12 protein-coding genes and 1 pseudogene are annotated in these 13,566 nt (G+C 74.8%); 10 read left to right on the top strand and 3 right to left on the bottom strand.

Annotated elements, in window-relative coordinates:
• Positions 1 to 143: 143 nt before the first annotated feature.
• Both ACN9MM_RS09355 and ACN9MM_RS09350 read left to right on the top strand, forming a co-directional pair.
• A pseudogene (locus tag ACN9MM_RS09355) lies at positions 144 to 1,100 on the top strand (hypothetical protein); the annotation flags it as partial.
• 258 nt (positions 1,101 to 1,358) lie between these two features.
• Positions 1,359 to 2,174, top strand: coding sequence for a hypothetical protein (locus ACN9MM_RS09350; RefSeq protein WP_426368706.1), 816 nt, complete (start codon positions 1,359 to 1,361; stop codon positions 2,172 to 2,174).
• 63 nt (positions 2,175 to 2,237) lie between these two features.
• Here the strand turns inward: ACN9MM_RS09350 and ACN9MM_RS09345 are convergent, their stop codons facing one another.
• A complete protein-coding gene (locus tag ACN9MM_RS09345; protein WP_426363187.1) occupies positions 2,238 to 3,533 on the bottom strand; it encodes a DUF1015 family protein in 1,296 nt (431 codons plus the stop codon).
• 78 nt (positions 3,534 to 3,611) lie between these two features.
• Between ACN9MM_RS09345 and ACN9MM_RS09340 the strand changes: the two genes are divergently transcribed.
• Both ACN9MM_RS09340 and ACN9MM_RS09335 read left to right on the top strand, forming a co-directional pair.
• Positions 3,612 to 4,688, top strand: a complete 1,077-nt coding sequence (locus ACN9MM_RS09340; RefSeq protein ID WP_426363186.1) for an HAD hydrolase-like protein — start codon at positions 3,612 to 3,614, stop codon at positions 4,686 to 4,688.
• A gap of 145 nt (positions 4,689 to 4,833) precedes the next feature.
• Positions 4,834 to 5,700 carry an ABC transporter ATP-binding protein gene (locus ACN9MM_RS09335; RefSeq protein WP_426363185.1) on the top strand — a complete coding sequence of 289 codons (867 nt, stop codon included), beginning with the start codon at positions 4,834 to 4,836 and terminating at the stop codon, positions 5,698 to 5,700.
• A gap of 9 nt (positions 5,701 to 5,709) precedes the next feature.
• On the opposite strand, the gene ACN9MM_RS09330 is transcribed toward ACN9MM_RS09335, so the two are convergent.
• Complete coding sequence (locus ACN9MM_RS09330; RefSeq protein ID WP_426363184.1) at positions 5,710 to 6,057, bottom strand: SCP2 sterol-binding domain-containing protein; 348 nt, start codon at positions 6,055 to 6,057, stop codon at positions 5,710 to 5,712.
• A gap of 43 nt (positions 6,058 to 6,100) precedes the next feature.
• On the opposite strand from ACN9MM_RS09330, the gene ACN9MM_RS09325 reads away from it, so the two are divergent.
• The 6 genes from ACN9MM_RS09325 (at position 6,101) to ACN9MM_RS09300 (ending at position 11,887) form a co-directional block, all read left to right on the top strand.
• Positions 6,101 to 6,364: a hypothetical protein gene (locus tag ACN9MM_RS09325; RefSeq protein ID WP_426363183.1), complete on the top strand. Its 264-nt coding sequence runs from the start codon at positions 6,101 to 6,103 to the stop codon at positions 6,362 to 6,364.
• Positions 6,365 to 6,371: 7 nt separating this feature from the next.
• Entirely contained in the window at positions 6,372 to 7,187 is an 816-nt protein-coding gene (locus ACN9MM_RS09320) for a TlyA family RNA methyltransferase (protein ID WP_382870599.1), read from the top strand.
• Positions 7,184 to 8,107: an NAD kinase gene (locus tag ACN9MM_RS09315; RefSeq protein ID WP_382870597.1), complete on the top strand. Its 924-nt coding sequence runs from the start codon at positions 7,184 to 7,186 to the stop codon at positions 8,105 to 8,107. Before ACN9MM_RS09320 ends, ACN9MM_RS09315 begins: the two co-directional genes overlap by 4 nt.
• 82 nt (positions 8,108 to 8,189) lie before the next feature.
• A complete protein-coding gene (gene recN / locus ACN9MM_RS09310; protein WP_426363182.1) occupies positions 8,190 to 9,932 on the top strand; it encodes a DNA repair protein RecN in 1,743 nt (580 codons plus the stop codon).
• Positions 9,929 to 10,654: a hypothetical protein gene (locus ACN9MM_RS09305; protein WP_426363181.1), complete on the top strand. Its 726-nt coding sequence runs from the start codon at positions 9,929 to 9,931 to the stop codon at positions 10,652 to 10,654. The genes recN and ACN9MM_RS09305 overlap by 4 nt, the downstream gene beginning before the upstream one ends.
• 150 nt (positions 10,655 to 10,804) lie before the next feature.
• Positions 10,805 to 11,887, top strand: a complete 1,083-nt coding sequence (locus ACN9MM_RS09300; protein ID WP_426363180.1) for a glycosyltransferase family 4 protein — start codon at positions 10,805 to 10,807, stop codon at positions 11,885 to 11,887.
• A gap of 43 nt (positions 11,888 to 11,930) precedes the next feature.
• Here the strand turns inward: ACN9MM_RS09300 and ACN9MM_RS09295 are convergent, their stop codons facing one another.
• Positions 11,931 to 13,553 (bottom strand): PucR family transcriptional regulator, encoded by a 1,623-nt coding sequence (locus ACN9MM_RS09295; protein ID WP_426363179.1) that lies wholly within the window; start codon positions 13,551 to 13,553, stop codon positions 11,931 to 11,933.
• Positions 13,554 to 13,566: the final 13 nt, after the last annotated feature.

Here is a 13,566-nt window from a genome sequence, read left to right as displayed (position 1 = left end):
CGGAGCGCGAGCCGCGTCGCAGGGACGGTGCCGGTGGCGACCGGGGCGGCTTCCGCGGGCCGCGCCGTGACGACAACCGTGGCGGTGGTGGCTTCCGTCGCGATGACAACCGTGGCGGCGGTGACAACCGCGGTGGCGGCTTCCGTCGTGACGACCGTCCTTCCTACGGGCAGCGTGACGACCGTCGTGACGACAACCGTGGTGGCGGCTTCCGTCGCGATGACCGCGGTGGCGACAACCGTGGCGGTGGCTTCCGTCGCGATGACCGCGGTGGCGACAATCGTGGCGGTGACAACCGCGGCGGTGGCTTCCGTCGTGACGACCGCGGTGGCGACAATCGTGGCGGTGACAACCGCGGCGGTGGCTTCCGTCGTGATGACCGTCGTGACGAGCGTCCGTCGTCGTTCCGTCGTGACGACCGTCCTTCCTACGGGCAGCGTGACGACAACCGTGCCGGCGGTGGCTTCCGTCGTGACGACCGTGGCGGTGACAACCGTGGCGGTGGCTTCCGTCGCGATGACCGCGGTGGCGACAACCGCGGCGGTGACAACCGTGGTGGCGGTTTCCGTCGTGATGACCGTCGTGACGAGCGTCCGTCGTCGTTCCGTCGTGACGACCGCCCCTCCTACGGGCAGCGTGACGACCGCGGTGGCGACAACCGTGGCGGTGGCTTCCGTCGCGATGACCGCGGTGGCGACAATCGTGGCGGTGACAACCGCGGCGGTGGCTTCCGCCGTGACGACCGTGGCGGTGACAACCGCGGTGGCGACAACCGTGGTGGCGGTTTCCGTCGTGACGACCGTCGTGACGAGCGTCCGTCGTCGTTCCGTCGTGACGACCGTCCTTCCTACGGGCAGCGTGACGACAACCGTGCCGGCGGTGGCTTCCGCCGCGATGACCGCGGTGGCGACAACCGTGGCGGTGGCTTCCGTCGCGATGACCGCGGTGGCGACAACCGTGGCGGTGACAACCGTGGTGGCGGTTTCCGTCGTGATGACCGTCGTGACGAGCGTCCGTCGTCGTTCCGTCGTGACGACCGCCCCTCCTACGGGCAGCGTGACGACAACCGTGCCGGCGGTGGCTTCCGTCGTGACGACCGGCGCGACGAGCGTCCCTCGTCGTTCCGCCGTGACGACAACCGCGGCGGTGGCTTCCGCCGTGACGACCGTGGCGGTGACAGCCGTGGCGGTGGCTTCCGGCGTGACGACCGCGGTGGCGACCGTGGCGGGTTCCGTGGCCGTGACGACCGGGGCGGCGACCGCGGTGGATACCGTGGCCGTGACGACCGGGGCGGCGACCGTGGCGGATACCGTGGCCGTGACGACCGCGACCGTGGCGACCGCGCGCCCATCAAGCGCCTGCCGATCCCGCCGGAGGTCACCGGTGAGGAGATCGACCCCGATGTGCGCCAGGAGCTGATGAGCCTTCCCAAGGGGCTCGCCGAGGACGTCTCGCGCAACCTCGTCATGGTCGCGCAGCTGATCGACGAGGACCCGGAGAAGGCCTACGAGTACTCCAGGGTCGCCCTGCGGCTCGCGTCCCGCGTCGCCGCCGTCCGCGAGGCGGCCGGCTTCGCCGCGTACGCGACGCAGAAGTACTCCGAGGCGCTGGCCGAGTTCCGCGCGGCGCGCCGGATGAGCGGCGGTGTCGAGCTGTGGCCCGTCATGGCCGACTGCGAGCGCGGCCTCGGCCGTCCCGAGCGGGCGCTCGCCATGGCCGGTGAGCCCGAGACGCAGAAGCTGGACAAGGCCGGGCAGGTCGAGATGCGGCTCGTCGCCGCCGGCGCCCGCCGCGACCTGGGGCAGCTGGACGCGGCCATCGTGACGCTGCAGAGCCCCGAGCTCGCCTCCAGCGCCGTGCACCCGTGGACCGCGCGCCTGCGGTACGCGTACGCCGACGCGCTCCTCGCCGCCGGCCGTGACCGCGAGGCGCGGGAGTGGTTCGCCAAGGCGCTCGAGGCCGACAAGGACGGCGCCACGGACGCCTCCGACCGGCTCGCCGAGATGGACGGTGTCGAGTTCGTCGACGCGTTCGACGAGGACGAGGACGAGTCGGACGCGCCGGAGGGCTCCGAGGCCTCCGACGTCATCGACGTCGAGCTCGACCTCGATGAGGACGAGGACGACGAGGACGACGAAGAGGACGAGCTCGACCGCGACGGCGACAAGGGCTGATCCGGTGGAACAGTGAGAAGGGCGGCACCCTCCGGGTGCCGCCCTTCTTTCGTTTCCGTGACCTCAGTCCAGGGCCAGGCTTCTCAGGACCAGGCCCGTCGCCGGCTTCGGGCCGAAGGACGTCGACTTGCGGGGCATGGTGACGCCCTGGCGGGCGAGGTCGCGGACGACCTCCTCCCGTACCGGATGCATGAGGACCGCCGTACCGCCGCGGCGCTCCGCCTGGTCGACCGCCGCCACCGTGTCGTGGATGTAGGCGATGTCCTCGGGGGCGTCCGGGATGTGCCAGACGTGCTCCAGGAGCGTGGAGTGCAGGACCGTCGCGTCCAGGGTCCGCCAGGCCTGCGGGCGGTCCGTGCGGATCGTGCGGTCCAGGAGCGCGGGGTCCGGACGGTCGAGGAGGTGGAAGGCGCCGTCCCCCGCGAGGAGGAAGGCGTTGCCCTGCTCCGTGGCGGCCGCGAGGGCCTCCAGGGCCTCGGGGAGCGGCCGGTCGATGCGGCGCACCCGGAACGCGTCGCCGAGGGCCGCGAGGGCGTCGGCGACCGGCAGGCGGTTGAGGAGCCGGTGGATGGCGCGGACCCGCAGGGGGTAGCGGGCGGTGTCGATGAGGAGGACCAGGCCGTAGTTCCAGGGGCCGGGTGCCGCGTGCTCCTCGCGCAGCCGGAGGTACGTCGCCCAGCGGTGGTGGCCGTCGGCGATGAGGGCCTGGTGCCGGGTCAGTTCGCCGGCGATCGTGGCGAGTTCGGCGGGGTCCGTGACCGACCAGAGGCGGTGCTGGAAGCCGTCCTCCGTGGTGGTGGAGAGCAGGGGCTCGCGGTGGACGGTGCGCTCGATGACCGCGTCGGCGCCGCCCTCCTCCCCACCGACGTACGTGAGGAGCAGGGGCTCCAGGTTGGCGGCCGTTGTCCGCATCAGGGCGGCGCGGTCCTCGACGACGTGCGGCATGACGTCCTCGTGGGGGAGGACGATGCCCTCGTCCGGGGTGGAGAGCTCCAGGGCGCCGATGATGCCGCGCTGGAGGATGCCGTCGCCGTGCTGCTCGTACACGTAGAGCGCGGGCTCCGGGTCCGGGGCGAGGACGCCGTCCGCGAGCCAGCGGTCGAGGGTGACGGCGGCCTTGCGGTGGCGGGTGCCGGCGGTGATGGCCTGCGGGAGGATCAGCCGGACGATGTTGTGGGGATCGGCGGACTCCAGATGGAGCAGTCCGTCAGGTCGTACGACGACGTCGTAGGGAGGGGACGTCACGGCGGCGAGGCTGCCGACCCGCTCGGGAACGTACCGGAGTCCCCGGAACGGGGCCAGGCGCAGGCCTGTGGCGTCGTCGCGGACGTCGTCGGCCGCGTGACCTGATGTGTTCATCCTGTCATCGTATGTGGGCGGGCATGAGCGATGATCGGGAGAGTGGGGGAATTCACCCGGTGATCTGAGGAGTGCGCGGTGACGGTGCGGAACGGCCAGGGGCAGGCGGACGGCGGCAGGAAGTGCCCCGGGGGCAGCGCTGTCGCGCTGAGCGAGGCGTACGACACGGCGCTCCTGGACCTGGACGGTGTCGTGTACGCGGGCGGGGAGGCGGTGCCGCACGCCGTGGAGGCGCTCGGGGCGGCGCGCGCCGGCGGGATGCACCTGGCGTACGTCACGAACAACGCGCTGCGGACGCCCGGTGAGGTGGCGGAGCACCTGACGGAGCTGGGCGTCCCGGCCGAGGCCGGGGACGTCGTCACCTCGGCTCAGGCGGTGGCCCGGCTGATCGCGGACGAGGTGCCGGCGGGGTCCAGGGTGCTGGTCGTCGGCGGCGAGGGTCTGCGGGTGGCGCTGCGCGAGCGGGGCCTGGTGCCGGTGGAGTCGGCGGACGACGACCCGGTGGCGGTCGTGCAGGGGTACGGCGGACCGGGGATGCCGTGGGCGCGGTTCGCGGAGGCGGCCTACGCGGTGGGGCGGGGCGTGCCGTGGTACGCCTCGAACACGGACCTGACGATTCCCGGGGCGCGGGGGATCGGGCCGGGGAACGGGGCGGCCGTGGAGGTCGTACGGATCGCCACCGGGGGCCGGGCGGAGCCGAAGGTCGCGGGGAAGCCGCTGCCGCCGATGCACCGGGAGACGGTGCTGCGGACGGGGGCGGATCGGCCGCTGGTGGTGGGCGACCGGCTGGACACGGACATCGAGGGCGCGTTCAACGGCGGGGTGGACTCGCTGCTCGTGCTGACGGGGGTGACGGACGTGGCGCAGCTTCTCGCGGCGGTGCCGGCGCACCGGCCCACGTTCGTGGCGGCGGATCTGCGGGGGCTGCTGACGGGGCAGCCCGAGGTCGTCGCCGACGGGGACGGGGGTTTCGTGTGCGGGGGGTGGCGGGCTTCGGTGAGCGGCGGTGAGCTCGTCCTCGACGGCGTGCCGGGCGAGGGGGCCGATGTGATGGACGGGGTGCGGGCGCTGTGCGGGGCGGCGTGGTCGGAGGCCGACCGGCCGGGTGGGGGCGTGCCGGGCGCGGGGAAGGTGCTGGCGCTGCTCGGGGTGTGAGGGGGAAGGTGCCGGCGCTGCTCGGGGGGTGTGGGATCCCGGCTCCCTGGGCAGAACGTGAAGTTGGATAGGCTAACCTAACTCCGCGTGGGTCGTGGTCGTCACCGCCGGACCCGACCACGGACGAGAAAGCGGGAGTGCGGGTATGGACGGTCGGCAGCAGCAGCGTCTGAGCGCGGAATCGGTCACCCTGGCGTACGAGCAGCGGGTCATCGCCCGCGAGTTGTCCGTCGCGATCCCCGACAACTCGTTCACCGTCATCGTCGGGCCCAACGCCTGCGGCAAGTCCACCCTCCTGCGCGCCCTCTCCCGGATGCTGAAGCCCACCGAGGGCCGGGTCGTGCTCGACGGGCAGTCGATCCACACCATGCCCGCCAAGAAGGTCGCCAGGACCCTCGGGCTGCTGCCCCAGACGTCCGTGGCCCCGGACGGCATCACCGTCGCCGACCTCGTCGCGCGCGGCCGCTACCCGCACCAGGGGCTGCTGCGCCAGTGGTCGCCGGAGGACGAGCGCGTCACCCGTGAGTCCATGGCTGCGACGGGCGTCGCCGAGCTGGCCGACCGGTACGTGGACGAGCTCTCGGGCGGTCAGCGGCAGCGCGTCTGGATCGCCATGGCCCTCGCCCAGCAGACGCCGCTGCTGCTGCTCGACGAGCCCACCACGTACCTCGACATCCAGCACCAGATCGACGTCCTCGACCTCTGCGCCGAGCTGCACGAGACGCAGGGGCGGACGCTCGTCGCCGTCCTCCACGACCTCAACCACGCGGCCCGGTACGCGACCCACCTCATCGCGGTCCGCGACGGCGAGGTCGTCGCCGAGGGCCCGCCGGCGGAGGTGGTGACCGCCGAGCTCGTCGAGCGGGTCTTCGGGCTGCGCTGCCAGGTCATCGACGACCCGGAGACGGGTACGCCGCTGGTCGTGCCCGCCGGACGGAAGGCCCGCGCCCGGACGGCGGTCCCGGCGCAGGCCGAGGAGTCCGTCGCCCAGGAGCCCGCGCTGCAGAAGTGACGGCGCCGGTTACAGCAGCGACCGCAGCCGCAGCAGGTCTCGGAAGCCGGCCTCCAGCCTGACCCGGCCGGAGGCCCAGGCCTTCGCGAAGTTCAGCTCGCCGGCCACCATCGCCACCAGGTCGTCGCCGGTCATCGCGAGCCGGATCTGCGCCTTGTCCGGCGGCGGGCCGTCCACCGTCCCGTCGACCCGGATCCGGCCCTGCGTGAGACGGCCCGTGAAGGTCGTGTCGAGGTCGGTGACGTGGCAGCTCAGGCTGCGGTCGAGCGCGGCCGCACCGCGCACGCCGTCGTCCGCCCGCGCGAGATTGTCCGAAAGTCTGTCCAGTGCGCCGCGGCACTCCGTGATCGTCGCCATCGCCGTCGACGGTACCCCAGGGCTTCGCGGTAGCGTCGGGGCCATGAGCGACCCCCTCCCCGAAGCCCCGCAGGAGCCGGCCCCCGCCGAGGCGTACGAGCCCGCCGGGCCCGCGCCGCTCGGAGTCGCCCTGGAGCCCACCGGACATCCCGCCGTCGACGCCGGCCTGGCGCGTCTCGCCGAGGTGGACCACCTCCCGGCGGACGGACACCTGGAGGTGTACGAGGATGTACACCGTGGACTGCGCGCCGAGCTGACCTCGCTCGACACGCACCCCGCCCCCCGTCCGTACGACAACAGGAGCTGAACCGAACGTGGCAGGAGTGGCACGCCGCCGTCTCGACGCCGAGCTGGTCCGGCGCAAGCTCGCGCGCTCGCGCGAACACGCCAGCCAGCTGATCGCCGCGGGCCGGGTGACCGTCGGCAAGACCGTCGCCACCAAACCCGCCACCCAGGTCGAGACCGCCGCGGCCATCGTCGTCGTCCAGGACGACTCCGACCCCGACTACGTCTCGCGCGGCGGCCACAAGCTCGCCGGCGCCTTCGCCGCCTTCGTGCCGCAGGGGCTGAAGGTCGAGGGCCGGCGCGCCCTGGACGCCGGAGCCTCCACCGGCGGCTTCACCGACGTCCTGCTGCGCGCGGGCGCCGCCCACGTCGTCGCCGTCGACGTCGGCTACGGGCAGCTCGCCTGGTCGCTGCAGAGCGACGAGCGCGTCACCGTGAAGGACCGCACGAACGTACGCGAGTTGACGCTCGACGCGATCGACGGCGTCCCGGTCGACCTCGTCGTCGGCGACCTGTCGTTCATCCCCCTCGGTCTCGTCCTGCCCGCCCTCGCGGCCTGCACGGCCCCCGGGGCCGATCTCGTCCTGATGGTCAAGCCGCAGTTCGAGGTGGGCAAGGAGCGGCTCGGCACCGGCGGTGTCGTACGGTCCACCGAACTCCGCGCCGACGCCGTGAAGAACGTGGCCCGGCGCGCCGCCGAGCTCGGCCTCGGCGTGCTCGGCGTCACCGCGAGCCCGCTGCCCGGACCCTCCGGCAACGTCGAGTACTTTCTGTGGCTGCGGGCAGGCGCGCCCGCGCTGGATCCGGCGGACGTCGACCGCGCCGTGGCGGAGGGACCTCGTTGAGCTCAACGGCAGCAGCACCATCGGGAACATCACGCACCGTCTTCCTGCTCGCGCACACCGGCCGGCCGGCCGCCGTGCGGAGCGCCGAACTGGTCGTCCTGGGGCTGCTGCGCTGCGGCATCGGCGTCCGCGTCCTGGAGGCCGAGGCCGCGGACCTGCCGCTCCCGCCGTCCGTCGAGAAGGTGCCGGAGGCCTGCTCCGACGCGCTCGACGGCTGTGAACTCCTCGTCGTCCTCGGCGGCGACGGCACCCTGCTGCGCGGCGCCGAGTTCTCCCGGGCCTCCGGCGTGCCCATGCTCGGCGTCAACCTGGGGCGCGTCGGCTTCCTCGCGGAGGCCGAGCGCGACGACCTCGACAAGGTCGTCGACCGGGTCGTCACCAAGGCGTACGAGGTCGAGGAGCGGATGACCCTCGACGTCACCGTGTACGAGAACGGCGACGTCCTGCACCGCGACTGGGCGCTCAACGAGGCCGCCGTGCAGAAGGTCTCGCCGGAACGGATGCTGGAGGTCGTGCTCGCGATCGACGGCCGCCCGGTCACCGGCTTCGGCTGCGACGGGGTGATCTGCGCGACACCCACCGGCTCCACCGCGTACGCCTTCTCGGCGGGCGGCCCGGTCGTCTGGCCCGAGGTCGAGGCGCTGCTCATGGTCCCGATCGGGGCCCACGCCCTCTTCGCCAAGCCCCTGATCACCACCCCCGAGTCGGTGCTCACGGTCGAGGTCGAGCCGCACACCCCGCACGGGGTGCTGTGGTGCGACGGACGCAGGACCGTGGAGCTTCCGGCGGGGGCGCGCGTCGAGGTGCGGCGGGGCGCCGTGCCGGTCCGGCTCGCCCGGCTGCACCACGCCTCGTTCACGGACCGGCTCGTCGCCAAGTTCGCCCTGCCCGTCTCGGGATGGCGGGGCGCACCGCACTGACACCCCCCGGCGGGGCGCAACGAGTGGCGCCCCCGAGGGTTACGCCCGGGGGCGATGTCGCATCGGACCCGGGAAACCTCGTATGGTCTGGGGCGTGCTGGAGGAGATGCGGATACGGTCGCTCGGGGTCATCGACGACGCGGTGGTCGAGCTGTCGCCCGGCTTCACCGCGGTGACCGGTGAGACCGGTGCGGGCAAGACCATGGTCGTGACCAGCCTGGGGCTGCTGCTCGGCGGACGTGCCGACCCGGCCCTGGTGCGGATCGGCGCGGCGTCGGCGGTCGTCGAGGGGCGGATCAGCGTGCCCGCGGGCGCGCCCGTCGCCGTACGCGCCGAGGAGGCCGGTGCCGAGCTCGACGACGGCGTGCTCCTCGTCAGCCGTACCGTCTCGGCCGAGGGACGCTCGCGCGCCCACGTGGGCGGGCGCTCCGTGCCCGTCGGGCTGCTCGCCGAGCTCGCCGACGAACTCGTCGCCGTCCACGGCCAGACCGACCAGCAGGGCCTGCTCAAGCCCGCCCGGCAGCGCGGCGCGCTCGACCGGTACGCGGGCGGGGCCGTCTCCGTGCCGCTAGCCGCCTACGGCGAGGCGTACCGGCGGCTGCGCGCCGTCACCACCGAGCTGGACGAGATCACCACCCGGGCCAGGGAACGCGCCCAGGAGGCCGATCTGCTGCGCTTCGGACTCGGCGAGATCGAGGCCGTCGCCCCGCTCGCCGGGGAGGACGCCGAGCTCGCGGCCGAGGCCGAGCGGCTCGGCCACGCCGAGGCCCTCGCCTCCGCCGCCGCGCTCGCGCACGGCGCGCTCGCCGGTAACCCCGAGGACCCCGAGGCCGTCGACGCGACCACGCTCGTCGCGGGCGCGGGCCGGGCCCTGGAGGCCGTACGGTCCCACGACCCGGCGCTCGCCGGGCTCGCCGACCGGATGGGCGAGATCTCCATCCTGCTGTCGGACGTGGCGCAGGAGCTGGCCGGATACGCCGACGACCTGGACGCCGACCCGCTGCGGCTGGCCGCCGTCGAGGAGCGGCGGGCGGCCCTCACCCAGCTGACGCGGAAGTACGGCGAGGACATCGCCGCCGTGCTCGCCTGGGCCGAGGAGAGCGCCGGGCGGCTCGGCGAGCTCGACGGCGACGACGACCGGATCGAGGAGCTCACGGCCGAGCGGGACCGGCTGCGCGACGAGCTCTCGGTGCTCGCGCAGCGGCTCACCGACGCGCGCACGGAGACCGCCGCCCGGTTCGCCGACGCGGTCACCGCGGAACTCGCCTCGCTGGCCATGCCCCACGCGCGCGTGTCCTTCGCCATCGCCCAGACCGATGACCCGGAGGGCGTCGAGGTCGGCGGCCGGCGCGTCGCCTACGGCCCGTCCGGGGCCGACGAGGTCGAGCTGCTGCTCGCCCCGCACCCCGGCGCCCCGCCCCGGCCCATCGCCAAGGGCGCGTCCGGCGGCGAGCTGTCCCGGGTGATGCTCGCCGTGGAGGTCGTGTTCGCCGGGGTCGACCCGGTGCCCACGTACCTCTTCGACGAGGTCGACGCGGGCGTCGGCGGCAAGGCGGCCGTCGAGATCGGCCGACGGCTCGCCAAGCTCGCCAAGTCCGCGCAGGTCGTGGTCGTCACCCACCTCCCGCAGGTCGCGGCCTTCGCCGACCGGCAGCTGCTCGTCGAGAAGACCAACGACGGCTCCGTGACCCGCTCCGGCGTCACCGTCCTGGAGGGCGAGGAGCGCGTCCGGGAGCTGTCCCGGATGCTCGCCGGCCAGGAGGACTCCGAGACCGCCAGGGCCCACGCGGAGGAGCTGCTCGCCACGGCCCGGGCGGACGGGTGACGCGGGCCCCGGGGCGGATCGGCACCTTCGCCGCCGCGTTCGGCGCGACGCGCCTCGCGTACGGACAGCTGCGGCGGCGGCCGCCCGGGAACCCGGCCGACTGGGAACGCACCAACCACGCGGGCCGGCCGGTCGTCCTCCAGGGCGGCCCCGCCGCCGCGCTCGGCTCGGCCGCCGCCGTCCTGCCCACGGCACCCGCCGCCGCCCTGGCCGTCGCCGCGGCGGCCGTGTGCGGGCGGTACGACGACCTGCGGGGCGACCACCGGCGCGGGTTCCGGGCGCATCTGGGGGCGCTGCGCGGTGGTGAGGTGACCAGCGGGGCCGTGAAGCTGTTCGGCATCGGCGCGGCCTCCCTCGTGGCCGGGGCCCTCCTGAAGGAGAAGCCCGTCGACAAGGTCCTCGCCGGGGTCGTCATCGCCGGCACCGCGCACCTGGTGAACCTCGTGGACGTACGCCCCGGGCGCGCGGGCCTCGTCGTGCTCGGGCTCGCCGCGCCGGGCCTGCTCCGGGGATCGCTCGCCGCCGCGCCGATGGGGGCCGTGGCCGCGCTCCTCGGCGACGACCTCGGCGAGGAGACCATGCTCGGCGACGCGGGCGCGCACGCGCTGGGTGCCGCCGTGGGCAGTGCCGTCGCCGCCTCCAACGGGCGGCTGGGGCTCGCCGCGCACGCGGCCGGTCTGGTGGCCGCCGCCGTGTGGGGGGAGCGGGCGGCCACCGCCTGAGGGCGTGAGAGGTCCGCTCGTGCGCTCACCCGTGTGGGTGAACCCGTGGGGTGCGTGCCCGCGCCGCACGCCTACCGCACAGGGGAACGACGCCGTTTCGGTGCCGGAACGTGCGTACGGTCGAGGGCGCGGACTGGCATCCTTGGGCGCGTGACACAGCTCCGTACGGTCCAAGTGCTGGGCGGCGGCGGCGCGGGCAGCAGCGCACACGTCCGATCACTTGCCTCGGGGCTGGTGGCGAGGGGCGTGCGGGTGACCGTGTGCGCCCCGGCCGAACTCGACCGCGCATACGACTACCTGGGCGCCGGCGCGCACTTCGTGCCCCTGCCGCGCCTCGGCGACCCCGCGACCGTCACCGCGCTCCGCAACGCCTGCATCGGCGCGGACGTGGTCCACGCGCACGGCCTCCAGGCCTCCGTACGCGCCGCCCTCGCGCTCGCCGGCGGCGGCCCGGCGCCCCTCGTGACCACCTGGCACGACCGGAACCACCTGGACGGGGCACGGGGCGGGGTGCTGCGGCTCCTCGAACGGAAGACCGCGCGGGCCGCGACCGTCGTCCTCGGCACGTCCTCCGAACTCGTCGACCGGGCACGGCGGCGCGGGGCCCGGGACGCCCGCCTCGCCCCCGTCACCGTTCCGCCCGCGCGCGGACCCGTCTGCCTCCACGACGGCAAGGCCCGCGCCGAACTCGGCGCCGTCGACCGGCCGCTGCTCATGGCCGTCGGAGCGCTCGAACGCGGCCGGGGGTACCGGACGCTGCTCGACGCGGCCCGGGAGTGGCGGGAGCTCGACCCGCAGCCGCTGCTCGTGATCGCCGGGGAAGGGCGTGAACGGGCCTTCCTGCAACGGCGGATCTTCGAGGAGCGGCTCGCCGTCCGGCTCATCGGCCGGCGGGACGACGTCGCCGAGCTGCTGGCGGCCGCGGACGTCGCCGTGCTGCCGTCGCGGTGGGAGGCCCGCTCCCTGCTCGCGCAGGAGGCGCTCCGGCTCGGTGTGCCGCTCGTCGCGACCGCCGTCGGCGGCGTACCGGAACTCGTCGGTGACGCGGCGGAACTGGTGCCGTACGGGGACGCGGGGGCCCTGGCGGGGGCGGTACGGGGCCTCCTCGACGACGCGGAACGACGGATGGACCTGGCGGCGGCGGGACGGGTGCAGGCGGGGTCGTGGCCGACGGAGGACGAGACGGTCGCGCATGTGCTGTCGGTGTACGACGAGTTGGTGGCGGGCCGGTAGGCGCCCCCGCACCGGCCTTGGGCGGCGGGCCGCCCCGCCCCCGTTACGGCGTGTGCCGGCGGGCTCGCAGGGCCAAGGAGAGGGCCAGGACCGTCTGGGGGTCGTCCAGGTCCGTGCCCAGGAGTTCCGAGATGCGGGCCAGGCGGTTGTAGAGGGTCTGCCGGTTGAGGTGCAGCTCGCGCGCCGTCTCCGCCTTGCGGCCCGCATGGGCCAGGTACGTCTCCAGGGTCGGCAGGAGCGGCGGGCGGGAGGTGCGGTCGTGGTCCCGCAGGGGCCCGATGGCGCGGTCCACGAAGGCCGCCAGGTCCGGGTGGTCGCGCAGGCGCCACAGGAGCAGGTCGATGTCCAGGCGCCGGGCGTCGTACCAGGGAAGGTCCGACAGGCCCTGCGCCGCCGTCGCCGTCTCCGCGGCGTGCCGCAGGCCCGCCGAGGCCGCCGCCCAGCCGCCCGCGACGCCGACCACGACGACCGGCGGGTGCGCTCCGGCGCGTTCCAGGCCGGCCCGTTCCACGCCCGCGCGCAGCGCCGCCGCGACCCGGTCCGCGACCGCCGTGCGTTCCGTCTCCGAGCGCAGGCCCAGGAGCAGGGGGACGCGGCCTTCCACCGGGCGGACGCCGAGCAGGGCCGGGACGCCCACCGAGGACAGCTCCTCCAGGACCGCCCGGGCCAGCAGGGCCCAGTTGCCCGAGGGGGACAGCTCCGGGGCCAGACGCATGACGACGGGGAGGAGCGGGCCGTCCCCGGGCTTGAAGCCCAGGACCCTCGCCTGCGCGGGGGCGTCCTCCGCCGAGATCCGGCCCTCCGCCAGGTCCGTCAGGAAGTCGCCCCGGCCGCGGGCGGCGAGTTCCTCCTCCTGGCGGGCCTGCATGAGGACGACCGCGAGGAGTCCCGCCGCCCGCTCGGCCGCCATCCGGTGGACGGGGGAGAGGGCGCCGGAGACCGCGAGGAGGACGAGACGGGCCCGCACTGAGCCCGTACCGGGGCCGCCGCCGGGCACGTCGACGAGGACCGTGCCGGTGGGCGGGCCGGACTCGCGGGCCGCCCGCTGGCCGCGCAGCCCGTCCCACACCTGGAGCGGGTCGGCCGGCGCGGACTCGGTGCCCGCCGCGTACAGCAGCTGTCCGTCGGCGGTCTCCAGGAAGACGGGGTTGGCGGCGAAGTCGGAGAGGATGCGGAGCACCTGCGGGACCCCGCCGCCGCCGAGCAGCGCCTCCGTGCACTGCCGGTGGACCTCCTCGGCCTGCCGCTGGAGCGCGTAGTGGCCGTTGACGATCTCGGTGTGGATCTCCTCCGTGACGGCGACGAAGGGGACCTCGCGGTGGAGCTGGACGAGCGGCAGCCCGGCCGCCCGCGCGGTCTCCACTATCGTCGCCGGGAGGCGGGCGAAGCGCGGGCCCAGCTCGACGACGAGCGCGGCGATGCCCCGGTCGGCGAGCCGGCGGACGAAGGCCCGCTGTTCGGCCGGGCGGGTGCCCAGGCCGAGGCCCGTCGTGAGGAGCAGTTCGCCGCCCTTGAGCAGCGACGCGATGTTCGGCACCTCGCCCGCGTGCACCCAGCGCACGGTGCGGTGGAGCCGATCCGCGCCGGCCACGACCTCCGGGAGCCCGCCGCGCAGCCCGGGGAGTTCCAGCGCCCGCTGCACGGTGATCCCGCCCTGATTGTCCATGGGCCCGGACGCT

The sequence above is a fragment of the Streptomyces sp. E-08 genome (genome assembly GCF_049913095.1).
Taxonomy (GTDB): Bacteria; Actinomycetota; Actinomycetes; order Streptomycetales; family Streptomycetaceae; genus Streptomyces.
Note: the sequence above shows the minus strand (reverse complement) of the source record. Positions and strands in the feature narration are given on the sequence as shown.